This is a genomic window from Nocardiopsis changdeensis (assembly GCF_018316655.1).
GTDB lineage: Bacteria > Actinomycetota > Actinomycetes > Streptosporangiales > Streptosporangiaceae > Nocardiopsis > Nocardiopsis changdeensis.
The window spans coordinates 757,071-784,028 of sequence record NZ_CP074133.1; the positions used below are offsets into that span (position 1 = coordinate 757,071).

24 protein-coding genes and 1 pseudogene are annotated in these 26,958 nt (G+C 71.0%); 12 read left to right on the plus strand and 13 right to left on the minus strand.

Annotated elements, in window-relative coordinates:
• Nucleotides 1-14: 14 nt before the first annotated feature.
• On the minus strand, nucleotides 15-866 hold the full coding sequence (locus KGD84_RS03665; RefSeq protein ID WP_220564708.1) for an MOSC domain-containing protein: 852 nt from the start codon (nucleotides 864-866) through the stop codon (nucleotides 15-17).
• A gap of 161 nt (nucleotides 867-1,027) precedes the next feature.
• Between KGD84_RS03665 and KGD84_RS03670 the strand changes: the two genes are divergently transcribed.
• The 3 genes from KGD84_RS03670 (at nucleotide 1,028) to KGD84_RS03680 (ending at nucleotide 2,603) form a co-directional block, all read left to right on the plus strand.
• Nucleotides 1,028-1,462 carry a hypothetical protein gene (locus tag KGD84_RS03670; protein ID WP_220564709.1) on the plus strand — a complete coding sequence of 145 codons (435 nt, stop codon included), beginning with the start codon at nucleotides 1,028-1,030 and terminating at the stop codon, nucleotides 1,460-1,462.
• A 70-nt stretch (nucleotides 1,463-1,532) separates the two neighbouring features.
• Nucleotides 1,533-1,895 (plus strand): ArsR/SmtB family transcription factor, encoded by a 363-nt coding sequence (locus KGD84_RS03675; protein ID WP_220564710.1) that lies wholly within the window; start codon nucleotides 1,533-1,535, stop codon nucleotides 1,893-1,895.
• A 51-nt stretch (nucleotides 1,896-1,946) separates the two neighbouring features.
• Complete coding sequence (locus KGD84_RS03680; protein WP_220564711.1) at nucleotides 1,947-2,603, plus strand: SRPBCC family protein; 657 nt, start codon at nucleotides 1,947-1,949, stop codon at nucleotides 2,601-2,603.
• 46 nt (nucleotides 2,604-2,649) lie between these two features.
• On the opposite strand, the gene KGD84_RS03685 is transcribed toward KGD84_RS03680, so the two are convergent.
• A complete protein-coding gene (locus tag KGD84_RS03685; RefSeq protein ID WP_220564712.1) occupies nucleotides 2,650-4,146 on the minus strand; it encodes a DUF7059 domain-containing protein in 1,497 nt (498 codons plus the stop codon).
• Between the two features lie 62 nt (nucleotides 4,147-4,208).
• Nucleotides 4,209-4,475: a DUF2530 domain-containing protein gene (locus tag KGD84_RS03690; protein WP_220564713.1), complete on the minus strand. Its 267-nt coding sequence runs from the start codon at nucleotides 4,473-4,475 to the stop codon at nucleotides 4,209-4,211.
• Nucleotides 4,476-4,695: 220 nt separating this feature from the next.
• Between KGD84_RS03690 and KGD84_RS03695 the strand changes: the two genes are divergently transcribed.
• The 4 genes from KGD84_RS03695 to KGD84_RS03710 all read left to right on the plus strand — a co-directional run bounded on the left by KGD84_RS03695 (nucleotide 4,696) and on the right by KGD84_RS03710 (nucleotide 9,180).
• Nucleotides 4,696-6,156 carry an NCS2 family permease gene (locus tag KGD84_RS03695; RefSeq protein ID WP_370634653.1) on the plus strand — a complete coding sequence of 487 codons (1,461 nt, stop codon included), beginning with the start codon at nucleotides 4,696-4,698 and terminating at the stop codon, nucleotides 6,154-6,156.
• Between the two features lie 144 nt (nucleotides 6,157-6,300).
• A complete protein-coding gene (locus KGD84_RS03700; protein WP_220564715.1) occupies nucleotides 6,301-7,710 on the plus strand; it encodes an MFS transporter in 1,410 nt (469 codons plus the stop codon).
• A gap of 172 nt (nucleotides 7,711-7,882) precedes the next feature.
• Nucleotides 7,883-8,182 (plus strand): hypothetical protein, encoded by a 300-nt coding sequence (locus tag KGD84_RS03705; protein ID WP_220564716.1) that lies wholly within the window; start codon nucleotides 7,883-7,885, stop codon nucleotides 8,180-8,182.
• Nucleotides 8,183-8,217: 35 nt separating this feature from the next.
• A complete protein-coding gene (locus KGD84_RS03710; RefSeq protein WP_220564717.1) occupies nucleotides 8,218-9,180 on the plus strand; it encodes a zeta toxin family protein in 963 nt (320 codons plus the stop codon).
• 27 nt (nucleotides 9,181-9,207) lie between these two features.
• Here KGD84_RS03710 and KGD84_RS33775 read toward each other — a convergent pair.
• A pseudogene (locus KGD84_RS33775) lies at nucleotides 9,208-9,816 on the minus strand (IS982 family transposase); the annotation flags it as partial.
• A gap of 189 nt (nucleotides 9,817-10,005) precedes the next feature.
• On the opposite strand from KGD84_RS33775, the gene thpR reads away from it, so the two are divergent.
• A complete protein-coding gene (gene thpR, locus KGD84_RS03715; protein ID WP_220564718.1) occupies nucleotides 10,006-10,599 on the plus strand; it encodes an RNA 2',3'-cyclic phosphodiesterase in 594 nt (197 codons plus the stop codon).
• Nucleotides 10,600-10,723: 124 nt separating this feature from the next.
• Here thpR and KGD84_RS03720 read toward each other — a convergent pair whose 3' ends face one another.
• Nucleotides 10,724-11,449: a 3-keto-5-aminohexanoate cleavage protein gene (locus KGD84_RS03720; protein ID WP_220564719.1), complete on the minus strand. Its 726-nt coding sequence runs from the start codon at nucleotides 11,447-11,449 to the stop codon at nucleotides 10,724-10,726.
• A 108-nt stretch (nucleotides 11,450-11,557) separates the two neighbouring features.
• Here KGD84_RS03720 and KGD84_RS03725 point away from each other — a divergent pair, with 108 nt between their 5' ends.
• Entirely contained in the window at nucleotides 11,558-12,613 is a 1,056-nt protein-coding gene (locus KGD84_RS03725) for a hypothetical protein (protein WP_220564720.1), read from the plus strand.
• A 185-nt stretch (nucleotides 12,614-12,798) separates the two neighbouring features.
• Here the strand turns inward: KGD84_RS03725 and KGD84_RS03730 are convergent, their stop codons facing one another.
• The 3 genes from KGD84_RS03730 to KGD84_RS03740 form a co-directional block, all read right to left on the minus strand.
• Complete coding sequence (locus KGD84_RS03730; protein WP_255647025.1) at nucleotides 12,799-13,812, minus strand: CGNR zinc finger domain-containing protein; 1,014 nt, start codon at nucleotides 13,810-13,812, stop codon at nucleotides 12,799-12,801.
• A 113-nt stretch (nucleotides 13,813-13,925) separates the two neighbouring features.
• Entirely contained in the window at nucleotides 13,926-15,158 is a 1,233-nt protein-coding gene (locus KGD84_RS03735; RefSeq protein ID WP_220564721.1) for a zeta toxin family protein, read from the minus strand.
• 2 nt (nucleotides 15,159-15,160) lie between these two features.
• Entirely contained in the window at nucleotides 15,161-15,418 is a 258-nt protein-coding gene (locus tag KGD84_RS03740) for a hypothetical protein (RefSeq protein ID WP_220564722.1), read from the minus strand.
• 102 nt (nucleotides 15,419-15,520) lie between these two features.
• Here KGD84_RS03740 and KGD84_RS03745 point away from each other — a divergent pair, with 102 nt between their 5' ends.
• From KGD84_RS03745 to KGD84_RS03755, 3 genes are all read left to right on the plus strand, one after another.
• Nucleotides 15,521-16,075 (plus strand): hypothetical protein, encoded by a 555-nt coding sequence (locus KGD84_RS03745; RefSeq protein WP_220564723.1) that lies wholly within the window; start codon nucleotides 15,521-15,523, stop codon nucleotides 16,073-16,075.
• Nucleotides 16,076-18,021: 1,946 nt separating this feature from the next.
• Entirely contained in the window at nucleotides 18,022-18,804 is a 783-nt protein-coding gene (locus tag KGD84_RS03750; protein WP_220564724.1) for a MinD/ParA family ATP-binding protein, read from the plus strand.
• 113 nt (nucleotides 18,805-18,917) lie between these two features.
• Nucleotides 18,918-20,285 carry a hypothetical protein gene (locus KGD84_RS03755; RefSeq protein WP_220564725.1) on the plus strand — a complete coding sequence of 456 codons (1,368 nt, stop codon included), beginning with the start codon at nucleotides 18,918-18,920 and terminating at the stop codon, nucleotides 20,283-20,285.
• A gap of 83 nt (nucleotides 20,286-20,368) precedes the next feature.
• Here the strand turns inward: KGD84_RS03755 and KGD84_RS03760 are convergent, their stop codons facing one another.
• From KGD84_RS03760 to KGD84_RS03780, 5 genes are read right to left on the minus strand one after another with little or no spacing between them, the layout of a single operon-like run.
• Nucleotides 20,369-20,779, minus strand: coding sequence for a DUF4913 domain-containing protein (locus KGD84_RS03760; RefSeq protein ID WP_220564726.1), 411 nt, complete (start codon nucleotides 20,777-20,779; stop codon nucleotides 20,369-20,371).
• Between the two features lie 37 nt (nucleotides 20,780-20,816).
• Entirely contained in the window at nucleotides 20,817-22,163 is a 1,347-nt protein-coding gene (locus KGD84_RS03765; RefSeq protein WP_220564727.1) for a hypothetical protein, read from the minus strand.
• Between the two features lie 40 nt (nucleotides 22,164-22,203).
• Entirely contained in the window at nucleotides 22,204-23,886 is a 1,683-nt protein-coding gene (locus KGD84_RS03770; protein ID WP_255647026.1) for a type IV secretory system conjugative DNA transfer family protein, read from the minus strand.
• Complete coding sequence (locus KGD84_RS03775; protein ID WP_255647027.1) at nucleotides 23,883-25,472, minus strand: ATP/GTP-binding protein; 1,590 nt, start codon at nucleotides 25,470-25,472, stop codon at nucleotides 23,883-23,885. Before KGD84_RS03775 ends, KGD84_RS03770 begins: the two co-directional genes overlap by 4 nt.
• A complete protein-coding gene (locus tag KGD84_RS03780) occupies nucleotides 25,469-26,956 on the minus strand; it encodes an SCO6880 family protein (RefSeq protein WP_220564728.1) in 1,488 nt (495 codons plus the stop codon). Before KGD84_RS03780 ends, KGD84_RS03775 begins: the two co-directional genes overlap by 4 nt.
• Nucleotides 26,957-26,958 lie beyond the last annotated feature (2 nt).

Here is a 26,958-nt window from a genome sequence, read left to right on the forward strand (position 1 = left end):
CCCGCACGGGGCGGTTAGAGCACGGCGGCCAGCCGGTCGCCCAGGCCGAGTTCGGCCTCGCCCCAGGCGGTGACCTCCAGCTCGTCGCCGACGGCCAGCACGCCCGGCCGGGTGACGGCGAACTTGGCGCCGAAGGAGACGCCGCCCCCGTCGGCCCGCCGGTACCCGGCCAGGGTGCGCAGCGGCTCCGGGCCGCGCTTCTCCCCCGTCTCCTGGTCCACGGTGGTGACCGCGCAGCGGATGCACACCTTGGCGTAGCCCAGCTCGGCCGTGCCCAGGCGCACGGCGCGGACGAGGTCCTCGGTGTGCGGCTCGGCCCAGCCGGACACCACGATGTTGGGGCGGAACCGGCGGATCGGCACGGGTTCGGCGCCGCGCTCCAGGATGCGCGCGTTGAGCAGGTCCAGCGAGGAGGCCGAGGCCATGAGCACGGCGGTGCTGTCGGCGAAGCCGCTGGTGCCCGGGGTGAGCCCGCCGGTCTCCCGGCCGTGCTCCGCGGGCACCCGGACCAGGCGGCTGGGGGCGCCGAGCACCTCGGTCAGCCAGGCGGCGGCGGACGCGCCCTGGTCGACGCCGACGAACGGCTGCCTGTGCAGGGTGACGTCGAGGCGGGGGCCGTCGGGGTCGACCTCCAGCTCCAGTGGCTCGACCCCGTCGAACGACAGCCGCAGCGTGCCCTCGCCCGCCTCGGGGAGGATGCGGGCCATCCGCGGGTCCACGCGCTGGCTGCGGAAGCCGCCCGAGTCGTCCACGACCATGAAGGAGCGGTCGTGGCGGATCCCGGCCGGGGTGAGTTCCGCGGTGTCCAGGGAGATCCCCGCGCACCCCTTGACCGGGTAATGGACGAGTTCGGAGATTCGGGCCATGCCGAGCACGTTAGCGCATGGAAGTGGTGCCCCCCGGTTTGCCCCCGGGCGCCGTACCCGCTGTACTTCTCATCGAGGCCTGGAAGGAACCGGGGCACGATCCGGTGCGTCCTCCCTGGCGTAACGAACCCCGCCGACATCCGAACCGACAGGACCCCTCCATGCGCACGATCCCCATCGCCCTGTTCGCGGCCGCCGCCCTCGTCGCGGTGGCGGGCTGCTCCTCCGACGACCCGGGCTCCTCCCCGGGCAACGGCGGAGTCGAGGAAGGCGCCCCGCCCGCGGGCAGTGAGCAGACCTTCGAGCCCGGCCGGCAGATCACGGTGGAGCTCACCATGGCCACCTCCGAGGACGGCGGCCGGAGCACCTCGTTCTTCTCGGGCTACCGCCCCACCGTCGAGTTCGAGTACCAGGAGCAGTCCACGACGTGCTACGCGCAGCTCCCGGTGGAGCTGCGCGAGTTCCCGCCGGGGGAGACGCACCGCATCGGCCTGGAGTGCGACGACGAGGTCGCCGCCCACCCGGACACGCCGGGCTTCCGGCTCGTCGAGGGCGACGCCGAGGTCGGCGCGGGAGAGATCGTCTTCAACGGCTGACCTCCGAGGATTCCACGACACAACTAGATCAGCCTTGGCTTATATAGCCTGATGCTTATATGGTGGTCCCATGCACGCCTTCGACGTCCTGGGCGACCCCGTACGGCGGCGTCTGCTGGAGCTGCTCAACGAGGGTGAGCGCGCCTCCGGCGAGCTGACGGAGGTCGTCCGGGCCGAGTTCGGCATCTCGCAGCCGGCCGTCTCCCAGCACCTGCGGGTGCTGCGTGAGAACGGCTTCGCCACCGTGCGCAGGGACGGCAACCGGCGGCTGTACGCCGTGGACGCCGCGCCCCTGCGCGACGTCGACGCCTGGCTGCGGCGCTTCGCCGCACGCTGGGAGCCGCACCTGATGGCGCTGGAGACCGAACTCGCCAGAGGCGCCCGCGAGCGCCGCGCCTCCGCGGACGAGGAGGACGGACGGCGTTCGCGGTGACCCGGTCCGGACGACGCCGGACCGGCAACCGACCCGACAGGGGAGTGGACCATGGATGTTCAGCGGCGGATCGACGAGGTCGGGCGCACGGTCGCCATCAGCGGGGAGGGGGACGAGAGCACCGTCACCATCTCCCGCGACTACACCACCGGCGTCGACGACCTCTGGGACGCCTGCACCAACCCCGAACGCCTCCCGCGCTGGTTCGCCCCGGTCAGCGGGGACCTGGAACTCGGCGGCGCGTACCAGGTGGAGGGCAACGCGAGCGGCACCGTGCTGGCCTGCGACCCGCCCGAGTCGTTCCACATCAGCTGGGAGTTCGGCGGCGCGCGCAGCGACGTCCACGTCACGCTGACCCCGCTGCCCGCGGAGGGCGGCAGGGAGCGCACCCGGTTCGAGCTGGCGCACGTGGCCCCGCTGAGCGAGTTCTGGGAGCGGTTCGGCCCGGGCGCGGTGGGCGTGGGCTGGGACCTGTCCGTCCTGGGCCTGAGCCTGCACCTGGAGACCGGGTCCGACATCCCCGCGGAGCTCGAGGAGTGGGGCACCTCGCCCGAGGCGATCCGCTTCATGGAGTCGAGCGCCCGCGCCTGGGAGGCCGCGCACCTGGCCGCCGGGGCGGACCCGGAGGCGGTGCGCGCCTCGGCGGAGCGGACCATCGGGTTCTACACCCAGGCGCCGGACGAGGCGCCCGGGGACGCCCCCGAGTAGGACCCGGGCGGGGGCACCGGGGCGGTGGCGGGCGGGCGGCGCCCGGTCAGCGGGTGACGGTGAAGAAGCCCTCCGAGATGAGCGTCCGCAGGGCTTCGGGCACCCGCTCGCGCACCCGCCCGGGGTCCTCGTTGATGAGCTGGGCGATGGCGTCCAGCAGCGGGCCCACCGGCATCGTCCCGTCGCAGACCCCGGCCAGCGCGGCCTCCACGGTGCCCACCCGGGCCACCCGGTGGAGCCCGCCGCGCTGGCGCAGCACGATCTTCTCCGGGTCCGGGGCGCCGGGGACGCCGATGCGCTCCTCCACCACGCCCGGGGCCAGCGCCACGTGCGCCGACAGCAGCGCGGCGTCGGTCAGCCGGTGCGCCGTCATCGCCCCGTCCACCACGGACGGGAGGTAGGGGCCCACCGGCTGCTCGATGTCGTGGCGCAGCTCCTCCACACGCACGGTCGCGTCCTGGGCGACGTCGTTGCGCAGGCTGATCCACCCGAACCCGATGCCCTTGATGCCCTCGCGCTCGAAGTAGTCCAGCCAGGCGTCGTAGCGGCGGGTGTACTCGGGGGTGCCGTGCTCGCAGGAGTCGCGCAGCCACAGCTCCACGTACTCCGCGGGGTCCTGCACGTCGCGCTGGACCACCCAGCCCGAGCAGCCGGTCCCGGTGACCCAGCCGCCGACGCGGTCTTCCCAGTCGTCGCCGTCGGAGTGCACCCAGTTGGCCAGGATCTGGCACCAGCCGCCCTCGGTGAGGTGGGCGGGCGCCCGGCGCACCAGCTCCGCGCAGACCGTGTCGCCCGGCAGGTCGGACTCCCGGTAGGTGTAGCGGGAGGCGTCGGGCGTGATGACGAACGGCGGGTTGGACACGATCAGGTCGAACCGCTCGCCCGCGACCGGCTCGTACAGCGACCCCGGGAGCAGGCGGACGTCGTGGACCCCGGACAGGGCCAGGCTGATCGCGGCCATCCGCAGGGCGCGCGGGTTGAGGTCGGTGGCGGTGATCTCCCGGGAGCGCGAGGCCAGGTGCAGGGCCTGCACGCCGCAGCCGGTGCCCACGTCGAGGGCGCGCTCGACCGGGCCGTCCACGATCAGCCGGGACAGGGTGGCGGAGGCGCCGCCCGCGCCCACCACGTGGTCGGGCCGGGGCACCTCCCCGCCGCCGGGGCGCACCTTGGGGTCGGAGACGACGAAGCCGGGGCGGCCCTCCTCCAGCTCCCAGGGGCCCAGGTGGACCAGGGAGCGCACGACGGTCCCGTCGGCGCGTTCGTCCACGGCGACCAGGCCCGCCTCGGCGAGCTCGTCCACGGGGAGGATGGCGCGGGCCGCGCGGACGGGGATGGGGGTGCGCAGCCACCACAGGCGCAGCAGCAGCCCGAGGCGCTCCTCGCCGCCGGTGGCGCGCAGTGCGGGGACGAGCTCCTCGCGGGCCAGCGCGCGGGCCGCGGCGTCGCCCAACCGGTCGCGGACGCCGGACACCGTGTAGTCGGCGTCGATGAGGATGGCGCGCAGTCGTTCGGCGAGTCCGCGCGGGAAGGCTGTCTCTGGCACCCGTTCATTATCGGCCACCCGACCCACCAGGGCGTTCGGGGCGGGCCGTGCGCGGTGCCGGGTCAGGCGGCGGGCCGGTCGCGGCCCGCGCCCCGTTCGGAGGCCTCGGACCGCTTGCGCAGCAGGCGGGGGATGTAGAGGAACCCGAAGACCCCCAGGCCCATGCCGGTCGCGCACACCCAGATCCACCAGCGCTCGGACTCGGGGAGCGCGTCGCCCATGAACAGCAGGACGACCAGCGCGACCGCCCAGGCGAGGGTGCCGAGCGCCGCGGGGACGCGGTAGTCGCTCTCGTGGACTTCGGGATCCGGCTGTCGGGGTTTGCGCACGCCTCCAGGCTAGCCGTACACCCCCGGCCGCTCCACGGAGCGGTGGCGGTGCGCGCGCTGATCAGGGAAACCTTCGTCACATCCGACCACCGGATCATCCGGGCAGATGGTGTTTTCTACGAAACCCGTGTGGAAGACGTGTCGGACGTTGTATGAAGATGCAACTAATCTGGCCCAGAATCCTAGTTGTCCGGTAACACGACCAGGTCAGGCTGACATCGTGAGCGCTACAAGCAAATCCCCCGTTACGAAGGGTCCCAGCGGACCCCTCGACCGCTTCTTCCACATCTCCGAGCGCGGTTCCACGCTCGGCACCGAGATCCGCGGCGGTCTGGCGACCTTCTTCGCCATGGCCTACATCATCGTCCTCAACCCGCTGATCCTCGGCAACGCCGCGGACGTCAACGGCGACCAGCTCGGCATCCCCCAGCTGGTCGCGGTGACCGCCCTGGTCGCGGCCATCAGCAGCATCCTCATGGGCTTCGTCAGCCGCTACCCGTTCGCGCTCGCCGCGGGCATGGGGCTCAACGCGGTCGTGGCCTACACCATCGCCCCGATGATGACCTGGGCCGACGTCTTCCTGCTGCTCATCCTGGAAGGCATCATCCTCACGATCCTGGTGCTGACCGGATTCCGCACCGCGGTCTTCGCCGCCATCCCCGGCGGCCTCAAGATCGCCATCGGCGTCGGCGTGGGCCTGTTCCTCACGATGATCGGCATGGTCAACGCCGGCTTCGTGGGCGGGGGCGGCGGCACCATCGTCAGCCTGGGCAACAACGGCCTCACCACCCTGCCGCTGCTGATCTTCGTCATCGGCCTCCTGGTCACCATCGGCCTGTACGTCCGCAAGGTCCGCGGCGCGATGCTGCTGGGCATCATCGTCTCCACCGTCCTGGCGATCGCCGCCCAGACGCTGGCGGGCGAGCGGGTCCTCGCCTGGCAGCTGGCCGGAGCCGAGAAGCTGGGCCCGATCCCGGCCCTGCCGACCTCCGTCGGCGACATCGTCGCCCTGCCGGACTTCTCCCTGATCGGCCTGTTCGCCGAGGGCGGCCTCAGCGGCCGCTGGGCCGACGTGGGCATCGCGACCGTCGTCATGCTGCTGTTCACGCTCATGCTGGCCGACTTCTTCGACACCATGGGCACCATGGTGGGTGTCGCCCACCAGGCCGGCCTGACCGACGAGAACGGCAACCTGCCCAAGACCCGCGAGGTCCTGGCCGTCGACTCCTTCGGCACCATCTTCGGCGGTCTGACCTCCTCCTCGATCGCCACCGTGTACGCCGAGTCCGCGGCGGGCGTCGCCGAAGGCGCCCGCACCGGCATCGCCCCGATCGTCACCGGTCTGATGATGATCGTCGCGACCTTCTTCGCGCCGCTGGTCACCATCGTGCCGTTCGAGGCCGCCACCCCGGTCCTGGTCATCGTCGGCTTCATGATGATGGTGCCGGTCGGCAAGATCGACTTCATGGACCCGGCCGTGGGCCTGGCCTCGTTCTTCGCGATCGTGATCATGCCGTTCACCTACTCGATCGCCAACGGCATCGGGATGGCGTTCATCGTCTTCACCTTCGTCCGCCTGGTCGAGGGCAAGGGCCGCCAGGTCCACCCGCTGATGTGGATCATCTCGGTCGTGTTCCTGATCCACTTCGCAGAGCACCCGATCTACATGCTGATCGGCTGACGAGGCGCACCACCCCGCACGGCGGGAATTCCCGCCACCGTGAACGGCGTTGACCCGAGTGATGAGTCAACGCCGTTTACCTTTTCTCGCCCGGAACGCTCCGATGACCGCATCAGTCCTTCTCCTCTCCCCGGGGAGGGACTGATGCGGCGTATCGCCATGTTCCGCTCACTGTCCGTGCGCAACTACCGCCTGTACGCGCTCGGCCAACTGCTCTCCAACCCCGGCACCTGGATGCAGCGCATCGCCCAGGACTGGCTGGTCCTCCAGCTCAGCGGCGGCAGCGGCATCGCACTCGGGATGACCACGGCGCTCCAGTTCCTGCCCATGCTGTTCCTCGGGCTGTGGGGCGGGGCCCTGGTGGACCGGCTGGACAAGCGCCGCCTGCTGGTGTTCACCCAGAGCACCATGGGCCTGCTCGCCGTCGCCCTCGGCGTGCTGGCCACCCTGGGGGCCGCCCAGGTCTGGCACGTGTACCTGTTCGCCTTCGGGCTCGGGCTGGTCACGGTGCTCGACAACCCCGGACGCCAGGCCTTCGTCCCCGAGATGGTCGACCGCGACCTGCTGACCAACGCGATCGCCCTCAACAGCGCCAGCTTCCAGCTCGGCCGGGTCACCGGGCCGGCCGTCGCCGGGCTGCTCATCGCCTGGATCGGCAGCGGGCCGGTCTTCCTCATCAACGGGGCCTCGTTCGGGTTCACCATCGTGGCGCTGCTGCTCATCCGCACCGCCGAGCTCAACCCCACCGAGCCGGTGCCGCGGGGCAAGGGGCAGATCCGCGAGGGCCTCGCCTACGTGAGCGGGCGCCGGGACCTCGTGCTGCTGCTCCTGCTGGCCGCGTGCACGCAGTTCTTCGGCGCCAACGGGCAGACCCAGATCGCCCTGATGGTCAACAACGTCTTCGAGACGGGGGCCGCCGCGTTCGGCGTGGCCGCCGCCTGCCTGGCCGTGGGAGCCCTCATCGGCGCGCTGCTGGCGGCGCGCCGCGAGCGCCCGCGGCTGCGCCTCATCCTGGTCGGGTCGATGGTGTTCGGCGCCGGCCAGGTCGCCGCCGGGCTGATGCCGGCCTACGCGGCGTTCGTGGTGGTGCTGGTGCCCATGGGTATCGCCTTCATGACCTACGTGACGACGCTCAACGCCACCTTCCAGCTCACCGTGGAACCGCACATGCGGGGGCGCGTCATGAGCATGTTCCTGCTGGTGTTCATGGGCGTGGCCCCGATCGGCGCCCCGGTGGTGGGCTTCCTCGCCGACGCCTTCGGGCCGCAGACCAGCATGGTCATCGGCGGCACGTTCACGATGCTCGTGGTCGCGGTGCTCGCCGTGCCGCTCTTCCGGGTCAAGGGCGTGCGCGTGCGCGACCTGCTGCCGCGCCGCCGCCGCGGGGCACCGGTCGCGGCGCCCGCGGAGGAGCCGGACCCCGGCGGACCGGTGTCCGCCGCCACGGCCGTCGCCGCCGTCGAGGAAGGCGCGGCCGGTGCCCCGGCCGCACCCGGACGGCTCGCCGCGGCGCGCGGACCGGGCCCCGGTGGCGCTGCTGGCACGGAGCGGTGAACTGGGGGCCGGGCCGGGGGAGACCTCGACGGTCCGTTGGGAGCGGTGAGCCGAGGATTCCACGAAGGAGCGCGGCGGCTCCCCGCCCTTGCCCGGTGCGGGTTCCGGTGGCACCCTCTTCGTCGAGGGAACCGGACCGGTGTTCCCGCCGACCGACCGATGGGGTGTGCGCATGGATCCCGATGAGGACGCGTCTCCGATCTCTGATCTCCGGAACGCGACGTGGGATGCCGAGCGGGAACTCGAGTACGACCTCCTGAAGGACATGGTGCGGGACGCCGTCGGGGTGCTCTCGGCCATGGCGCATGACGAAAGGAGGTCCGAGGCCCCCCGGGACGACGTCATCCGGAGGATCGACGAGCAGAAGGCCCGGCTTGCGCAGGAGCTTCGTGGGCTCCGGATCTCCGACACGGAGGGTTCCGTCCGCCTGAGGGCCGAATGCCTGGAGATCATCAAGGGCTACGGGGGTTAGCCCTGCCGGACATATCCCCCGAAGAGTTCGACAGGGTGCGCCTCAGCGAAGCGGACAACCAGAGGATCTTCCTGGACGAGATCGTGCCGTTTCATCTCGAAGGTGCCGCGGTCCAGTCCGCCCCGCACCTGGTCGTCGTCGGCGGGGCGACCGGGTCCGGGAAGAGCAGTGTGACCGACCTGGTGCGCTACGCCTTCGACCGGCGCGGCGGCGCGCTCCACATCAACATGGACGACTTCAACCCGCACCACCCGAACTACACGATGCTTCGAAGGTCCGCCCCGGAGAAAGCCGGAGCGCTGTTGTGGAGTGATGGGCTCTCCTGGTGGAACAAGGCCCAGGAATACGCTCATCACCCCGATCGCCGGAACGATGTGGTCATCGAGTCCGCGCTTCGCGGTCCGGACGAGTTCGAGAACATCCTGGAGCGTTTTGGAGAGCGGGGGTACCGCCTCAACACCGCGCTCATGGGAGTCCCCGAGGCCGTGAGCCTCCAGGGCGGACTGCACCGGTACGTGGCGGCGATGGAGAAGTACGGTGTCGGTCGCTACGTGGAACCGGAGATCCACCGGGAGTGTTACGAGGGCGTCGAGCGCGCGGCCCGGGCGATCGACGCGGGGCGGCCGAGCGGGGTCGGAGTGGTGTTCTTCCAACGGGGCGGCATATCGAACACCCCGTCGGGAGGGATGCCCGCCGTGGAGCGGCTCACCGTCGAACGCGGACTGCCTCTCGGTGAGACACAGGCCGGCCTGTTCAAGGCGACCCAGGAAGGGATGCGGTCGTCCATCGTCCGCAACGACGCCTTCAGCGCCCGCGAGAAGCGGAAACTGCTCTCGGAGGTGGATGAGATCGACCGGCTGGCGCAGCCTCTGATGGTGCCGAGCGCCGCCGCTCTGCTGGTGAGGGGAGGGGCTCGCCGCCCTGGCCCCCGGGGGGCGGTTGCCCCGAGGGCCAGGGGCGGGCCCGGCGTCGGTCCCGACAGGGGCACCGAGCGCTAGATCGTTGATGGGGGTGTGGTGTCCTGGTCAGTGGTCGTAAGCGATTAATGACCGCTTGACCGGGGCATCCACCAAACAGTTGTGCCGGATCGCGGCGTTGAGCGCGCAGATGCGCTGTCCGAATGACGGCCTCGATCCGCTGCCGCGACCAGAACGGGAACACCTCCACCCCGGGCTCGGGCTCGTCCCCGCGTACCGGACGGATGAGCGGGTGATCCGGCTTCGCCGCGGCGGCCCCGAGCCCGGCCCCGGCGAAACCCTCGTCGCACACGATCGGGCACGGACCGGGCGCAGGAGATTGGACGTGGAGCAGGTGCAGGGTCTGCTTGCGCTCGTCCAACTCCTTGGGACGGGTCAGGCTGAACGCGCACACCGCCCCGTCACCGGTGGTGATGAGTATGGGCTCGGCGCCCCGGTAGAAGGCGTGGTGCGACTTGTCCATGCCGTACCCGGCGATCTCGCCCGGTCCGGACCGGGCGACCGTGGTACGCGAAGCGCCGCAGCGCACGGGGGTGTCATCCATCAACCGCAGGTTCTCCCACCAGGTCGGGGTCTGGCGGGCCAGCCACATCGCGGCGGTGAGCAGGGCCGAGCCAGAGCGCGCACGTGGCGGTTGTACTCCGATTGGTCGGGCAGGGATCCGGTGCCTCTCGAGGGCGGGGACCCTCGGCACTACAGGCCGTCCTCGTTCCTCGGACGTCTCCTCTGGTCCTTCCGAACCCCCGTCTGCGCCTCACCGCCCCCCGCGGAACAGGCCGACGTCCAAAGGACAGGACCTGGCCCGCCCTGTCCGGGCGGGATCGTGGTGGATGCGAGGATGCCCGCATGAGACTGTTCGTCGCACTGACACCGCCCGCCGCGGTCGTCGACGCCGTCCTCGGCGCCCGCGAACCGGGCCTGCGCCACACCCCCGACCTGCACTGGACCCGGCCGGACGGGTGGCACCTCACCCTCGCCTTCCTCGGCGAGGTCCCCGACGACCTGCTGCCAGGCCTCACCGGAGCACTGGGCGCGGCGGTCGGTGAACACGACCCCTTCGACCTCACCGTCGACGGCTGGGGCGTCTTCCCCCACCCCCACCGCGACCGGGCCGCCGTCCTGTGGGCCGGGGTCGGCGGCGACACCGGCGCCCTCGCCGCCCTGAGCGCCGACCTGCGCGCCGCGGCGTCCGCCGCCGGCCTTCCCGGCGAGGACCGCATCTACGTGCCGCATCTCACCGTCGCCCGCAGCCGCCCGCCCCGGGACCTCACCGGCCTGCTCTCCGAGCTGGGGAACGGCCCGCAAGCGCCCTGGCCCGCCCGCGACGTGCACCTCGTCGAGAGCAGGCCCGGACGGGAGGACCGCTACCGAACCGCCCGGACCTGGGCGTTAGGCTGGAAAACCGACCCGGGACGACCGCCAGAGCGGAGCACGGCATGAGCATGCTCACCAACAACCACAAACAGCGGTGGCTGCTGCCCGTGGTGCTCGGCGCCATCATGCTGATCGTGCTGGTTGGCGCCCTCCTGGACTGAGCCGGCCGGACCGGCCGCCGCGGCCCGCCTCAGGCGGCCGCGGACGCCAGCCGCACCGCGTGCGCGACCAGCGCCGCGTTGTCCTCCGCCTCCGACCCGTCCGGCATCCGCATGGTGTCCTCCAGGCCGATCCGGACGTCCGCCCCGACCTCCAGGGCGTCCTCCAGCATCGGCCAGGCGGTCGCGTCCGAGCCGTGCAGCAGCCGCGGCGCCTCCACCCCGGCCCGCTCCAGCAGCGACAGGATCGACCGCGCGTTGCGCCGGGCGTCCTCCACCGCCACCTGGGTGGGCTCCACCAGCACCGCCGCCACCGGCACCTGCGTGGCGACGAGGATGCGGGCGGCGTCCACCGTCCACAGCCCCGCCTCCACGGCCACGCGGCGGTCCTCCAGCAGGTGGATCAGGTCCACCGACCCCGCCTCGTGCAGGTTCACCGTCACCGCGTCGGGCAGCGCCGACGACGCCCAGCGCTGCACCAGGTCGTAGCGCCGCCAGGGGTCGGACTCGGCTGACAGGGCCGTGGTGAGCGACACCGGGACGCCGGGTCCCTCGGCGCGCAACCGCTCCATGAGCGGGCCGACCGCCTGCGGCTCCAGCGATTCGGCGCCGCTCCGGTCGCGCGGGTGGATGTGCAGGTCGGTCGCCCCCGCGGCCACCGCGGCGTGGGCGTCGGCCAGCAGCTGGTCCACGGAGACGGGAAGGGCGGGGTGCGCTCCGGGACGGCGGTCCCCGTTCAGGCAGGCGACGATCCTCATGGGTACTCCTCACGGCACTCCGTATGCCGAATGTGCCCGTTCATCCCGGTCCGCAAAAGCCGTCCCGGCTGCGCGCCCGAATCCGCGCCCCCTGGCAGGATGTCCGTCATGAGACGACCGCTCGTGTGCGCCCTGGCCGCGCTGTCCGTGTTCCTCCCGGCGCCCGCCCTGGCGGAGCCGACGGTCCCCGACGGGGGCACCGGGCCCGACTACCCGCGCGGCGGAGAGGGGCCGGAGGGGTCGGAGGTCGCCTTCACCTTCCAGGACCCGCGGATCTCGGAGTCCAGCGGCCTGGCCCCCTCGCTGCGGCACGAGGGTGTGTGGTGGACCCACAACGACAGCGGAGAGCACCTCAGCGAGGTGTACGCGGTGGACGAGGAGGGGAACACGCTCGCCACCCTCACCCTGGCCCTGGAACGGCGCGACTGGGAGGCCGTCTCCGTCGCCCCCGGGCCCGACGGGGAGCCCGCCGTCCATATCGGCGACATCGGCGACAACTTCGGCGGGGGCTGGACCGAGGTGCGGGTGTACCGGTTCGCCGAGCCGGAGGTGCTGGCGGACGCCGTCGTCGAGCCGACGGTGCTGACCTTCTCCTACGCGGACGGGGGCCGCGACGCCGAGTCGATGATGATCGACCCGCGCGACGGGCGGCTGTACGTGGTGTCCAAGGAGTTCTCGGGCGGGCTGTACGCCGCGCCGGAGGAGATCGACCCCGAGGGGGTCAACACCCTGGAGCGGATCGACTCGGCGCCGCTGTTCGCCACCGACGCCGCGTTCGGCCCGGACGGCACCCGCTACGTGATCCGCACCTACTGGGGCGCGACGGTCTACGACTCCACCGACGGGGTGCCGGGCAGGTCGCTGGGCGGGTTCGACCTGCCCGAGTCCGACCAGGGCGAGTCCATCGCCTTCACCCCCGACGGTACGGAGCTCATGGCCGGGACCGAGGGCCTGAACGCCCCGGTCTGGCGCATCCCGCTGGAGGAGCGCTACCGGTCCGGGCAGGCCGAGGAGGAGAGCGCGTCCGCCTCCCCGTCGGAGTCCGCCGGGGAAGCGGCCGAGGACACCGGCGGGCGGGGGAGCGCGGTGCCCTTCCTCGTGGGCGGCGGGGCGGTGGCCGTCCTGCTCATCGGCGGCATCGTCCTGCTCGCCCGCCGCTCCTAGGGCGGGCCCGGCCGACGACCGCGGTCGCCGGGCCGCCTCCACGGCGGCAGTGACGGCCTACCAGTGCCCGCGCCGGACGGCGCGCTCCTCCGGGGTGCTCGGCTTCTCTTAATGGAAGGTGAGCGGGGTGTGGGAGACGCCGACCCGGGTGAGACCGACCGGTCGACCGGTCATGGCGTCTCCTCCTAATGTCGGTGGGACTCGCGCCGGATGCGCAGTTCCCGGATCTTGTGTCGGTTGCCGCAGCGCCCCATGGCGCACCAGCGGCGCCGCCCGGGCCGGGGGCTGTCCACGAACACCCATCGGCGGTCCTCGGCGCCGCACTCGCGGATCCGGTCGGCCCAGGGAAGGAAGATCCTCGTTCGGTCCCTCGGGGTGGAGACGGCCGGTCTGCCCGGGCCGGCCGGAACCGGCCACAGGGCCCCGGCGGGCTGTCGGACCACCTCTTCCGCGCCGATGCCCGGACTGTTCATGTCTCGGGCTCCTGATGCAGGAGGGGGCATGAGTGGTCCTGATGTGCCTTTGACCAAGGTGGAAGAGGACGTTCCGCTTTCTTTGAATGCTCTACCGCATGAGTTCGGGGGGATGGAGAACTTCTTCGGGCCTGAGCGAACCGCCGGATACCCCGACCTGACGTCGGACGAGGATCTCATCGGTGAGGCGGCTCCGGTGGCCAGGGTTTTTATTTCGCGTTCCTCGGTCCGGTAATCAAGTTCGCATCCGAGGCATTTGCCGGTGTTGTTCGTGATGAGCCGCCCGGTGACTTCACCGCCGTTCTCGCGGCACCAGTCGAGTACCGGGTCCAGGACCTTGGGTGCCCGCGCCACACGCCCTGGACAGGCGACGTAGGCGTCACCGGTGAGACCCGCTGCGTGAAAACGGATAGAACCGTCAGGAGCATGAGACGTTTCCACCGATTCGAGTCGAGCTTCGTGAACCGAAAGTCTGCCGTCTCCGCCGTGGTCCCGGTCGTGCTTCTGCCGTAGCGTCAGGTACTGCGCGTCGTTCGACAACACCCAGGGAGCCTGACCGCCGACCATGGTCACCCGAGCGTTGGGGTTCGCCTCCAGGATGATCTCCGCATTGGCGATCGCCGCTCCTCCCGCCCCACCGAACAGCCACTCGTCGGTGGTGTCGGCGGTCGATTCGGGCTCGACGCCACAGTCCCGGAGCGGTTCGCTCTCCACAACGGCGAGCACGTTGAATCCCGACGACCTACCGCCTCGGGCTCTCGATGCGACCGGTCGGCCGGAACACCGCAAGCGCGCCGCAACGCCGGGGACGCGGTGGCCGCATGCGGCCACACCGGTCCCTACCGCTCGATGTCGGGCCCCTTGCCCCGACCGTGATGGCGGCCAGGCGGGGCGGAGGGTCCCGACGAGGGCGACGGCCGACTCGTCGGCGGGGCCATGCCCTGTTGAGCCAGTCTCACCGCTTCCTCGGAGCCGGTCGTCATGTTCGGAGGTGAATGGCCCGCTGCGCGCATCGTCGCCATGAAGCGGGTCTTCTTCGCTTCATCGGCGTTGAGGAACTCCTCCGGGTGGCGTGGAAGATCGGAGTTCGACGCGCCACGACCAGCTGCCACGAACACCGCCTTCTGTACCTGCTGCCACTCCTTGTGCTGGGCGAGCCGCTCTGGATCGCCCGCATAGGCGACTTGGGCCACCCGATCGGCGCGCTCGTGCAGAGAGAGCATCGTCGGCGTGGTCCTCGGCCCCAACTCCTCGCGTGTGATGAGCTTTTCAGCGTGCTTCCAATACGAGGACACCCAGGCGGACGCCTCCTCCTGGCTGAACGGCACCCGACCTTCTCCGCGCACGTCACGCAAGGCCTGGCCACCTCGGGCCTCTTGACCCCACCGGCCATCGGCACCGCGCGAGTTGTCGTAGTGGATGGCCCCGGAACGGTCGGTGACGATCACCCGGTGAACATGGGGGCTGCCCTCCAGCGCGTCCACCGTTATGGGCAACTGGTCGTAGGAGGAATCGTGCCCTTCGACATCGGCCCATCGCCCCTGCCCCGGGGGGTCTGCCAAGTACCGACCGACCATGTCCAGGCAGCTACGGTCGCCGGGGGTGGCGACCACCACGACCTCGGTGGCGAACCCCGGGTGCCGACCCGGTACCGGGTCGGCCATCTCCGCGGAATACCCCAGGAGGTCTTCGGTCCGGCGAAAAGTGGATTCGGTGACGATGCCGAGGCCATGGAGGTGCGCGTGTTCCCGAACCATGTCCGACCAGGCGTACATGGCCTGGGCGGTGAGTGCCATCATCTCCTGGGGGCGCTCGCGCATGATCTCCGAGTACCGGGGGTGGTACGCGCGGAAGTCGTCAGGACTGACCAGAGCGACCCGGCCCTGATGGCGGTTGATGACGCCCTTGAGAGCGTGGGACTTGCCGGCGGCGAGCTGACCTCCCAGTTGCACCATCACCGGGCGCTGTCCAGGCGGTGCGGGTTGCGCGTCGCCGAAGACCAAGTCCTTGATGTACTCGTCGAAAATCTCGCGGAGTTGTTCCGGGCCGACGTCATAAGGCTCGGGCGACAACCTCAAACCTCTTCCATCTCGGCGAGCATCTCCCACATGCGAACGATGGTCTCGGTCATCTCCTGGCGCGACATGTCCAGGTCGTTCTTGATCGCCCAGTACTCCTTCATCCGAGCCTTGGCCTCCTCCTTCTCCTGGGCGGTAGAGGCGTTCTGGGCCATACGCATGTATGCGGCCACTACGCGATTGGCTGTTCCGGCCATCGCCTCCCGGATGACCTCGTCGGGGGTCTCGGGATCGAACAGAGTGCTGTCGTTCACTGCGCTCTCCTAGGCCGGGGGCGGCATTCGGGATCGTGAATACGGTAGGAGCATATATCCCGGTCGTGTCACGACCCGCGGGTCATTGCCATGGTCCGAACCATGCTCGAAGCGCGCTCGATTGCCGAAGCCCACCTCTACCTGGAGATTCAGGTCTGCCAGACGTGCAATCTCAGGTGGGACGGGGTGAGGCACGCTTTGAGAACCCTCGAGGACCGCCCCGTGGCCGTCTATTCGCTTTCGTGCTCTTCCTGCGGTGCCCGGGATCAGCTGGAGTTCCTGATGCCGCGCGAACCCCTCCCGCCCGGCCCCCTGGGCGGGAACGAGCCGTCCAAGATCATGGACCCCGGAGAGTTCCACGCCGCCTCGGACGTGTACTTCGCCCTTGCCCGTGACGCCGTTGAACAGGCGAATCCCGGGAATCGTGAAAAAGTCGCGACCCTTCTCCGGCGTTCGATCTACGCGCTCGCCGAAGTCCCGAAGTTCATCCCGCCGTCCGAGGACCGGGTCCCCCCGGAGCTGATCGTTTCGGAGATCGGCAGGGCGTCCTATCAGAGGAACCCCGACAGGTTCGTCCGAGATCGGATCGAGTACGAGATCCAGGACCTCCTGAACCTGATGCAGCGCTACCTTCCCGATGCCGGTCCGGTGAACTGACCCCTCCCCGGAGAACACGCCGCGGGCACGGTCCGAGCCGCGGCACGGCACCCCGCGCCCTCCAGGGCGTCCTGCCCGGCCGGGTCCGGCCGGGGCGGCGCGGTTCCACGGACAGGTGGACGCCGGGACCGCGCGGACACGGGTCCGAGGCCTCCGACGGCGGACGCCCGACTCCGCGCCACGGACCGGAACGCCTCCGACTCCCCGCACGGCCGACGGCGAGGCGTCCTCCGCGCGCCGCATCCCACCGGAGCCCTCTCCGAGGCGCCGTTCCCTCCGATTTTTTGAACTCCAGGGCTGCCACCTGCAGTGATGGTGTGCCGTTCTGGTCCGGAAATGAAAACGAACCGGAACGCCCCCGTGCGAATCACACAGGAAGAACACTCACAATCCCTGTCTCAGGGGTGGAGTACTGTACCTCCGGTGGCAACACCTGTCCGAATTGACCTTTTTCAACAGGTGAACGGGGTCGTCGACACCAGGGAAAAGAGGACATGCGCAGAGACCACAGTACGGTCCCCTCGTTTCCGAAGATCTCCGCGGAGATCCTCGACGAGGTGACGGCCAAGGTCACCGTGAGCGGAATCGTCAGCTCGGTGACCGGTACCGACCTCAACGCGACGCGTGCCGAGGTCGTCCGGCTGATCTCGCTCACCGCGAAACGACTCGGCCGCCCGGTCCGCGCACTCACCGTCGAAGGCGGAGAGGAATGGCCTCTCGTCATCTACCCGGACGGGGTCGTCGAGAGCGACACGACCGCCGACCCCGGCAAGCGCAAGGGGAGGAAGAAGCAGACGGGCCGGGGGGCGAAGGCCAAGGGCGGTACCGCGCCGCGGATCCCTGACGAGACCCCCGCGCCGAGCGGCCCCTCGGCGGCCGACGCGTTCGTCTCGGGCGGGGTCCCCCATGCCACAGCGGTCTCTGGAGAGCGGCCTCCCGCGCCCGAGGTGCGCGTGGACGAGAACACCGGGGCGGAGCCGGTCCGGCCGGGCCCCGCCACTCCTTCGCTTTTCGAGATGGTCGTACAGAGCCTGGAGGAACGTGACCGGGCCCTGTCCGCCGAGCAGAACCGGAACCCGGCCCCGGAACCCCCTCCGACCGTCCCGCAGGGCGGGGCCGTGCGCTCTTCGGCGGACGCCTCCGCCCCTGCGCCCCCCTCCGCGCCGGGTTCCCGGTTCCCCGGTCCGGGGCCGGTGACGGTCGGAAGCGACGATGCCCCGGGCCCGGAGCCCCACGGGCCGTCCGCGCCGACTCCGGCGGCCTTCACGCCGTCCGGGCGGTTTTCTCCGGAGCCCGCTCCCCGGGAAGGGGGCGGGGCGATGCCGCCCGTGCCTTCCGTACCCGCTCCGCAGCCCCCGTCGGGATACGCGCACGGCGTTCCTTCCCACAGCGGTCCCACGGGGGGACCCGCACCCGATTCCACGCCTCCGGTGTCGGGGCCCACGCCGGACCCCCACGCCCCCCGGCCCGCCCAGGGAGGCCGCCGGACGCCCTCTCCCCACGGTGTTCCCGCGGGGCAGCCGACACCTCCTGCCCCCGTTCCGCAGCCTGCGCCGGGGTATGGGCACGGCACCCCTGCCCACGGTGTTCCCGCGGGACCGCTTCCGGGCGTCCCGGTTCCGCCCGTCCCCCGGCCCGGTCCGGACCCCGAGGCGGAATCCCTCCCGGCGGACCTCGGGAGCGGGGCCGGCCAGGGCGGCGCCCCCGCCGCACTCACGGGTCCCTCGGAAGCGGCCGAGTTGTGGAACACGGTCATCCAGGAGATCAACAGCGAACGCGGCGCCCACCCGGGGACGGTGCCGCCCGTGCATCCCATCCCCGCTCAGGAGGCGGCCGGCCCGCCCATCTCCGCACCGCCCTCGCGGCGCCGCAGATTCGGCCTCGGTGGGCTCCTGGGCCCCCGTGTGCCGGAGTGGTCCGCCCCTCCGGAGAACTTCCACGCCCGTATGCAGGTACCCATCGCGGGACACCGCCGTATCGCCGTCCTGAGCCTGAAGGGCGGCGTGGGCAAGACCACCACCAGCGTCCTCCTCGGATCCCTCATGGCCTCCCAGCGGGAGAGCAGGGTGGTGGCGGTCGACGTCAACCGGGACATGGGGACCCTGCGTGACCGGGTACCCCTGCAGACCGGGCTCACCGTCCGCGACCTCTTCCGGGACGCCGCATCCATCAGGGGTTTCACCGAGCTGCGGGGTTACGTCTCCGCGAACGAGGAGAGGATGCACGCCCTGGTCGGCGACCAGGTCTTCGGTTTCCGGGAGGTCGAGGGACGGAACGGCTACGGTGTGGTCGCCGATGTCCTGGAGCGGTACTACGACATCGTCCTCAACGACTGCGGCACCGGTATGGGCAACCCCGGGATGCAGCGGGTGCTGGATCTCGCGGACCAGGTCGTGGTCGTTCTCGAACCCGCCTCCGACGCGGTCCGGGCCGCGGAGGCGACCTTCGACTGGCTGGGCAGGAACGGCTACGCGGATCTCGTCTCCGGAGCCATCGTCGTCATTTCCAAGGTCGACCGGAGATCCGCGTCGTCCCCTGACATCGACACCCTCGAAGCCCGTTTCAGCGGGACGGTGAGGGCCGCCGTCCGGATCCCCTTCGACGAACACCTCGCGTGGGGGAGGGTCATCCGGTTCCAGGAACTGCACGAGTCCACGCGCAACGCGTGTTCCCATCTGGCGCTGCTGAGCGTGGAGGGGCTCGCGAACATGCAGAGGTCGGGTGTGTGAACCGCCGGCCGGGCGAACCCCGTTCGAGGCCGCGGAGCGCTCCCGGTGACCGGGGTGTCCCAGGGGACACCCCGCCCCCGCCAACCCGCCACGAGGAAGAGTAGAGGTCCAGGGTGGAGATAGACCAGAGATCGGACGGAGCCCAGGAGGCCCTCCTCCAGGCCGTCCACCTCCAGATGCGTATCGCCCAGACCTTCGGCCGGGCGGCGAACCGCCATGTCATGGACAGGTTCCGTGGTCTTCCACGGGTGAACGAGGCTCCCACCCGGACACCGCCCCAGACCCGCGGGGAGCGGCGTGCCCAGTGGCGCGAGGACCGCGGGAAGTTCGCCGGGGTCGGTCGGGCATCCTGGTGGCGCGACGCCACCCCCGCCAAGATCGCGGACGCGTCGGCGGCGGTCCGGCGCCAACGGGGCAACAGCCTGCGGGCGCGGCTGGCCGGTTGGCTGCTGAACCGGGGATACCGGCGGCTCACCGGTGTGAACCTGGACGAGACCGTGCAGGTCTTCGGCCCGCAGTCCCCGCACCAGGCGGTGGGGAACCAGGGCATGGCCCAGGGGTTCGCCGAACTGGTTCCGCGCACCTTCGAGGAGCAGCGCGGCCTGGAGGAGCTGCGGCGCGAACTCGAGCGCATGTCGCGCGAGATCGACTACCTCCGTGAGCGGTTGGGGCTTCCCCCGCTGAGCCCGGAGGAACGGCAGCAGAACGGAACCGCGGCCGAGCAGGAGGGCGGCACCCCCCACCGTGAGGCGGAGGAGGAGTCCGACCGTGAGGCCGCCGCCGAGGCCCGCGAGGCGGAGACCGGGCCCGGACAGGACGTTGAGGAGGAGCGGGAGGAGGCCGCCGAACGCCCTGAAGCGGAGGCCGGGCAGGACCGGGAGGCCGAGCAGGAGGCCGTCGGGCGTCCCGAAGCCGAGGCGGAGGCCGAGCCCGAGCGGGATGAGGCCGCCGAGCGGTCCGAGCCGGGGGCCGAGGAGGAGCGGGCGGAGGAGAGTCCCGAGACCGAGGCCGGAGAGGATCGCGAACCCGCCGAGAACGTCCGGGAGGAGGCGGCGGACCGTCCCGGCGCGGAGACCGAGGGGGACAGGGAGGCCGAGGGGCCCGCGGACGGGGCGCCGACGACCTCCGGAACGGACCAGGAGTTCGACCACCGGGAGACGGCGGAACACACCGGAACGGAGGCTTCCGCACCCGAGGCGAACGGGACCGCTCCGGCGGAGGAACGCCCTCAGGCCGCCTCCGAGGCGGTCACCGGTGGAGAAGGCCGGGTGGACGAGCCCTCCACCGCCGCGGAAACGGACCACGGGCGACCGGCGTCGACGGCACCGGGGACGGACAGCCGTCATCTGCTCACCCGGACCACGGGGGCGACGCGGCCGGGGGCGGCCACCGGACCTCAGGACCCCGCCCCGGCCCGGGGCGGGGCCGGAAACCATCTGGACCGCGGTCCCGGGAAGGACAACGGCATGGGCGGTCGCTGACGCCCCCGTATGAACGGAACGCCCGGTCGGGGACTCCGACCGGGCGTTCCGCTCGTGTGGCCTCAGACGTGGGCCCGGGTACGTCAGTATTCGGGGAAGTACCCCGGCGGCGGTGGGTCATGGGGTAGGGGATCGCCGTGCCCGTTGCCGTCCTCCGCCGTGGCCATGGGGCCGTCCGGGGAGAGCAGGATGCCCATGTGGTAGTCCGCGTGGTCGCGCAGCCAGGTGCTGATACCGGTGGAGGGGTCGTTGCGCAGGCTCTCCCACGACCGCCAGACGGCGTCGATGCGGATGAGCGCCTCGGCGTTCTCCCACCAGCGCGCGGACCACCGGTATTGGTTGCGGACCCCCACCCGCCGTTTGTAGACGTGGCGGAAGTAGTTCTCGAAGAAGTCGACCGCGTTCCTGTAGTGGAGGCCTTCGGCGTCGTCGGCTTCGCCACCGCTGTTGGCGTATTCGTTCAATTCGTTCAGCCAGTCCTCGTTGCCGGCCATGCCTCCGATCCTTTCCTTGTTCCGGGGCCGGTCGCCTTCACCAGTGGATCGGGAAGATCTCGCTGTGCTCGGGGGCGACGGCACCGATCTCGGTGGGCTCGGCACTGCCGTCGACGGGCACGGAGTACCAGCCGCTGGAGCCGTCCGGGGCGGTGGAGCGGAACAGGACCCGCGTACCGTCGGAGGAGAGGACCGGGGTGGTGTTGGTCCGGTCGCCGCCCTGGATGAGGTGGCGGACCGGTTCCGGCTCCAGCTCGAGGGTCTGGGGGTCGAAGCCCACGATCGTGAGGTTGTCGCCTTCCACCAGCAGTTCGTGCTCGCCGACCATGAAGACGGGCCGCTGCCCGTTCAAGGCTGATTCGGAGTCCTCGTAGTCTTCAAGGGTTTGCACCCAACCCTCCGGCGGATCGAAAGTGGCCGCCGGCAGCTCAGTGGACACCGGGGCCTCGGTCGCGGAATCCCTTGCCCGGGTCCACAGGAAGCCCGTGGAAGTCTCCACGTAGAGGTGCCCGACGAGAGTGCCTTCACGGTTGGAGAAATGCCTGACGTACTCCCGGCCCCCGGTGACGCTTCGCTCCCAGGAACCCTCGTACTCCGGCGAATCGACCGGAAGGAAGTTCGTCGCGTAGACGTGGCCGCTGTAGGGGTCGAGGATGATGCGGTCGCAGTCGGTGCAGGAGCCGACCTCCTGGACGTCTCCGCTCGCGGGGTCGACGCTTTTCACGGTGCCCTCTTCACCGTCCGGGACCTTTTCCAGGTAGTAGACGCGACCGTCGTTGTGGTTGTAACGGGGGGAGAACTGGCCGACGGTGTCGCTGAATCCGGAACCCTCGTTGCCGGGCAGGAGGGCTTCCACCGTGCCGTCGGAGGACATGGCGCCGATGGTGGTGATCAGGGCGCTGTCGACCTGTTCGTCGAGGGTGACGAGCAACTGTGAGGTCTCGGGGATGAACAGCCCGGCCAGCTCGTGAGCCTGATTCCGGCTCAGCGGCCACCACGAATCGGACCCGTCCTGGCCGTCCTCGTAGTTGATGTCGCAGTCGGGGAGGGCGGTGGTGAACTCGCCTTCGGGCGTCCGCCCGCCGCCCTGCCGGGGCTCTGCGGCGGCGGTGGCGCTGAGGAGGTCGTAGGAGTGCTGTGCCAGGAGGCTTCCGTCCTGATCGGAGAAGCGGTAGGCGTTGATGGCCCCGTCTCCGCAGTCCATGGCGAGGAAGCCCTCTCCGGCGAGGGGCTCCTGGGCCGCGGCCTCCCCGGGGGCCTCACCGCCTTCGCCGTCCCCGCCCTCTCCGCCACCGCCACCGCCGCAGCCGGTGGCGAACATGACCACGGCGGCCAGAGCGGCCCCGTGTTTCCAGAGGGAGGGGTGTGAGCGTTCTTCGGGCATGACCGGTCCTCGTTCTTCTGAAGGTCGGGATGAAGGGAGATCAGGGCTCGTAGGTCTGCAGGGAGGAGAGCACCTTCTCCTTGTGCTTGCCGGACATCCACGGCACCGTCTCCACCAGCGTCGGCGGGGTGCCGGAGGCGATCACCACGGCCCTGCCCGGCGGCATCGAGCCGAGGTCGGAGACCTCCATGGTCCGCTGCCTGTCCACCTGCCAGGAGACGGACCGCCCCTGCCTGCCGCCGGAGACCGAGGCCCTGTCGACCTCGTGGTCGCCGATGAGCTGGGAGAGCTCGTTGAGGAACTCCACCTCGGAGACGCCGCCGCCGTACATCTTGATGTTGGAGGCCGACCAGAGCTTGCGCATGCCGCTCTGCCCCCACACGTCCACACCCTGGGACCAGGACTGGAGGATCGTCATCAGGATGATCCCGCGGGAGCCGTAGTGGGAGTACAGGGACGGGAGGTCGTTCCAGCGGCACACGTTCGCCGCCTCGTCGAGCACCCCCAGCAGGGGTGTGCTCAGGCGTCCGCCCCGCTGGGTGGTGGCCAGTTCCTCCGCCGCCTCCACCACCGCGACCGTCAGGGCCGTCACCAGCGGCCCCGCGCTCCCCTTGCCCTCCTTGGACAGGGAGTACAGCGTGCCGCCCGCGGCCACGAACTCGTGCGGGTCGAAGGGCGGCCGGGTCTCTCCGCCCTCGCCCTCCTGCGCCGAGATCCACGGCGCGATCTGTCGGCTCGTCAGGCACGAGACCATCTGCATGGCGGTCCCGTACACGCCCCCGCGCTGCTTCTCGGGGGAGTTGACCACTCCGGAGATGTTGTCCGCCACCAGGTTGTACTCGTGAGCCGAGAGGATGCCCACGGCCTCGTCGTCGTGCGGGCGGGTGAGCCACGTGTACACCTGGAGGATCGACCGGCCGTCCAGGGCCGCGGCGAGCAGCAGACCCGCGAGCAGGTCCTGGGCCGCCCCGTCGAAGAAGGCGTCGGTCTTGGCGTCGGCGTCCCGTGACCCCGCCACGAAGTGGCCCGCGAGCCGGGCCGCCCTCACCTCGTCGGTGACGTAGGACAGGGGGTTCCACCACCACTCGGGCCTCTCCAGGGCGATGCCCTGGGGGTCGAAGACCCACACGGGGCCCGAGCTCTGGCGCACTCCGCGGGTGGCGTCGACCACGTCCCGCTTGTTGCTGGTGACCAGGACGGCGCCGGGCGCCTCCAGGATGGCCGGGATCGCCCGCGAGGTCGTCTTGCCCGTGCGGGGGCCCCAGATGTCGACGTGCATGTCCTCCCAGGAGCCGTACAGCATGCGGCCGTCCCGTACGGAGCGCCCGAGGGGCACCCCGGGGGAGCCCCGCACACCGAGCCGCTCGGCCTTGGCGCGGGCGCCCTTCTCCGACAATCGCTCCAGGTCGTCCCCGCGGCCCATGTGGGCGGCGGAGGAGTCCACCCGCGCACGCGAGCCGCGGCGCATGAGCAGGGCGAGGGTGAAGACCAGGACGATCAGGATCCACTGCCCGCCCAGGACCACCGTCTGGGGCATCCCCCAGGCGATCCTGCCGCCCAGTACGCCGAACAGGACGTCGAACGGATTGGCGGGGGCCTCGCCTCCGCCGACGCGCACCGCCACCCACACGGTGCCCAGCACCAGCACCACGGTGGCGATGAGGACCCAGATGAGCACCGCTTCGGTGTTCATCCCGGTCGGGGTCTTACGGGCTCTGCTCATCCTGTGCTCTCCTCGACCGGGTCCTCGGCCCCGGAGCGCTCACCGGCCTCCCCGTCCTCCGTGACCGCGCCGGTCCGGGAGACGGTGTGCCAGAGCTTGTTGGTGTCGTTGATGGACTTCTCCGCCTCGGTCAGCTGCACCTGCACGGGGATACCGGGACGGCCGCCGACCTTGACGAGGAACTTGCCGCGCCCGGGGGGCGCGCTCTCGGCTCCCGCGTGGGAGTCCCAGGCCGGGGGGTCCTGCCAGGAGCCGAGCATCTCCTGCTCCGCCAGGGAGAAGGGGATGACGGAGGACAGCATCGGCATCTCGGCGCGGGGCAGACCGCCGCACACCACCATGCCCGAGCGCTCCACGAACCCCTTGGCCTTGTTACGGTCCTCCTCGCTCGGCAGTGACATGAGGTCGCTCATGGTGTGCGAGATCATCGCCATGCCCACACCCCGCTGGCGGTTGAGGCGGGTCAGGGCGTCGACCCGGTCGACCATCCCGTGGCCGGCGCGCAGGGCCCGCCAGAGCTCGTCCAGGATGACGAAGTAGTGCCGCCGCGGTTCCAGGCCCGCGTCCGCCAGGGCGTGGGAGAGGTTGATGGTCGCGAACCCGGTGGACCAGCAGGCCAGTAGCACGGCCGCCTGCAGGTCCATCTCGGTGTCGTCGATGCCGGACACGTCGAAGACGACGGGCCGGTCGCGCTTCATCGGAGTGGTGGTCGGCCGGGAGAAGGTCTCTCCCAGCCGCCCGCCGCCCACCAGCCCGATCAGCGACGCCTCCAGGTGGTCGGTGACCTCCTGGTAACGGGTCAGGCTCCCGCGGTCCAGGGCGACCTGTCGGACGGCGTCGGGCGCGTCCTGGATGCATTTGAGGAGGTCGTTCAGCACCGGGGTGCCCTGGTGGCGCTCGTCCAGCACCTTCAGCGCGCGGTCGAGGATCGTCTCCTCGCGGTCGCTCACGGGGGCCGACCGCATGATGGTGAGCAGGGCGGTGACCATCGTCAGCCGACGGCCGTGCACGTCCGCCATGAGCTTGGTCCGGGCATCGGCGGGCAGCCGGTGGAGCTCCTCGCTCGCCTGGCCCGGGTCGAGCACGTTGAGGTGGCCCTGTCCGCGGCCCAGGCTGATGACCTGGCCCCCCAGGGCCTCCACCAGATCGACGTAGTCGGGCTTGAGGTCGCCCAGGATGAACGGCTGTACGCCGTAGCCGGACAGGCCGGTCGCCATGCGCCGGGTGATGGTCGACTTGCCCAGACCGGGCTTGCCCAGCACGAACATCGACGGGTTCGAGATCAGGTTGGCCCGCTGGAACCACGAGATGGGGTCGCAGCACAGCGTCGCCCCCGTCATGATGTTGCGCCCGATCGGCACACCGACCATCGGTGTGCCGCTGCCGACCGCGAACGGCCACAGCCCGCACACCTGCACGGTCGTCCCGCGCCACTCCGGGGCCATCTCCACGATGGTGGACTCGCCCGCGCCGTAGGAGGTCCAGCCGCGCGGTCCGGGTCGCTTGGGCTGTACCTTGGGCGCCTCGACGGCCTCAGGGCGGCTGCGGAAGCGGTCCGTGCCCCCCTTGCGTCGTTTCCGGCTCACATCTGCTCCCTGATCTCCACGGGAATCCTCAGGTGCATGGGCAGGACGATGCCCAGGGGAAGGCCTGCCGCGAAGGTGGAGTCCTGCGCTCCGTAGGCGGGACGCAGCCGCAGCCGCGACGCCGCCGACAGGTTGGCGATCGCGGCCCGGGCGTCCGCCTCCTTGTCCAGGTCCTCGACGGTGGCGGTGACGACCATCCCGAAGTTCACCAGGCCCGCCCCCGCGGCCTCCTCCGCTGCCGTCGCCCGGGCCGAGCGGGTCGCGAGCATGTCGCGCGCCGTCGGCTTGGCACTCGATGTGGCCCGGAACTCGGCGGCCCGCAGGTCCGCCTCCACCACACCTGCCGCCTTCGCCGGGTCCAGCGGCCGGTACAGCAGGGTGACGCGCTTGCGCGCGATGTCGGGGTGGGGGGCGAGCAGCCGGGTCAGGATGCTCGACTGCACGTTGCCTCGCGGTGCGGCGGTCATGGTCCACGAGATGGACAGCGCGCTGTCGTGCCTGATCTTGTCCCAGCCGGCCTGGTGGGCGGTGGGACCCACGTCCGTCCACTCGATCTCGGGCACCTCGCCCGCCGAGTGCGCCTCGTCGATGAGGACGGCGGCGGCCGGGTCGTAGGCGACGCGGATCACCTCGCACAGCTCCTGTGCGGGCAGCGGCCGGGCGGCGCCGGCCCCCGTCGAGGTCAGGGCCTGGGTGAGGCCGGGGAGCCGGGCGGCGAGGTCCCGGCCCATCTCCTCGGGGGTGATCTTCTTGTCGCGTCCGGGTGAGAAGGTCAGTGCCACGTACGCCCGGACCAGGGAGGAGCCGTGCGGGTAGGCGCCCACGGTCTCCAGGAGGACCTGCCGGGCGAACAGGGGGGACTGCTCGTCGATCTGCCCGACGACCTCGCGGTGCAGCCGGGTCCCGGTGTCCGGGGAGGTCTCGACGGTCACCGAGGCGGCTACCAGGTCCGGCTCGTCCCCCAGGTTGGCAAGCCAGTGGCCCCACTCCGCCACCCAGGAGTCGACCTGCTCGACGTCCACCAGGGCGGCGCCGTCCGGCTCGGTCGCGACGACGACGGAGAAGTGGTTGCCGTTGGAGGGCAGGTGCAGCAGGGCGAACGGGCGGCCGTAGGAGTCCTGGTACTCGCTCAGCCGCAGCGGGGCGGCGATTCCCGGAAGCTGGTAGCGGCCCCAGGGCACACGGCCCAGCGGACCGGAACGGTAGAGGTGGGCGCCAAGGGAGCGCGCCTTCCACCAGAGCATCCGTACTCCCATCTTCGACATGGTGCTTTTGCCGTGCTTGTCCTTGGTGAGCACGGCGAGGAGGACGATGCCCAGGACCGCGCCGGCGATGGCGCCCCGGAGGAGCCCGGCGACCATCACCACGAAGACGATGATCACCAGGCTCCCGAGGAGGAAGACCGTGCCGAGCGTTCCCAGCCCCATGAGGCCCGCCGACGCGGGGACCCGCCAGTTCCCGTACGTGCGCACGGTACGGGTCATGT

What these genes read in the sequence shown, in the direction of transcription:
- KGD84_RS03760 (WP_220564726.1), bottom strand. Translation starts at nt 20,779, where the DNA reads ATGGCCGGCAACGAGGACTGGCTGAACGAATTGAACGAATACGCCAAC.
- KGD84_RS03665 (WP_220564708.1), bottom strand. Translation starts at nt 866, where the DNA reads ATGGCCCGAATCTCCGAACTCGTCCATTACCCGGTCAAGGGGTGCGCG.
- KGD84_RS03745 (WP_220564723.1), top strand. Translation starts at nt 15,521, where the DNA reads ATGCTCGAAGCGCGCTCGATTGCCGAAGCCCACCTCTACCTGGAGATT.
- KGD84_RS03680 (WP_220564711.1), top strand. Translation starts at nt 1,947, where the DNA reads ATGGATGTTCAGCGGCGGATCGACGAGGTCGGGCGCACGGTCGCCATC.
- KGD84_RS03700 (WP_220564715.1), top strand. Translation starts at nt 6,301, where the DNA reads ATGCGGCGTATCGCCATGTTCCGCTCACTGTCCGTGCGCAACTACCGC.
- KGD84_RS03720 (WP_220564719.1), bottom strand. Translation starts at nt 11,449, where the DNA reads ATGAGGATCGTCGCCTGCCTGAACGGGGACCGCCGTCCCGGAGCGCAC.
- KGD84_RS03725 (WP_220564720.1), top strand. Translation starts at nt 11,558, where the DNA reads ATGAGACGACCGCTCGTGTGCGCCCTGGCCGCGCTGTCCGTGTTCCTC.
- KGD84_RS03750 (WP_220564724.1), top strand. Translation starts at nt 18,022, where the DNA reads ATGCAGGTACCCATCGCGGGACACCGCCGTATCGCCGTCCTGAGCCTG.
- KGD84_RS03765 (WP_220564727.1), bottom strand. Translation starts at nt 22,163, where the DNA reads ATGCCCGAAGAACGCTCACACCCCTCCCTCTGGAAACACGGGGCCGCT.
- thpR (WP_220564718.1), top strand. Translation starts at nt 10,006, where the DNA reads ATGAGACTGTTCGTCGCACTGACACCGCCCGCCGCGGTCGTCGACGCC.
- KGD84_RS03675 (WP_220564710.1), top strand. Translation starts at nt 1,533, where the DNA reads ATGCACGCCTTCGACGTCCTGGGCGACCCCGTACGGCGGCGTCTGCTG.
- KGD84_RS03705 (WP_220564716.1), top strand. Translation starts at nt 7,883, where the DNA reads ATGGATCCCGATGAGGACGCGTCTCCGATCTCTGATCTCCGGAACGCG.
- KGD84_RS03780 (WP_220564728.1), bottom strand. Translation starts at nt 26,956, where the DNA reads ATGACCCGTACCGTGCGCACGTACGGGAACTGGCGGGTCCCCGCGTCG.
- KGD84_RS03770 (WP_255647026.1), bottom strand. Translation starts at nt 23,886, where the DNA reads ATGAGCAGAGCCCGTAAGACCCCGACCGGGATGAACACCGAAGCGGTG.
- KGD84_RS03670 (WP_220564709.1), top strand. Translation starts at nt 1,028, where the DNA reads ATGCGCACGATCCCCATCGCCCTGTTCGCGGCCGCCGCCCTCGTCGCG.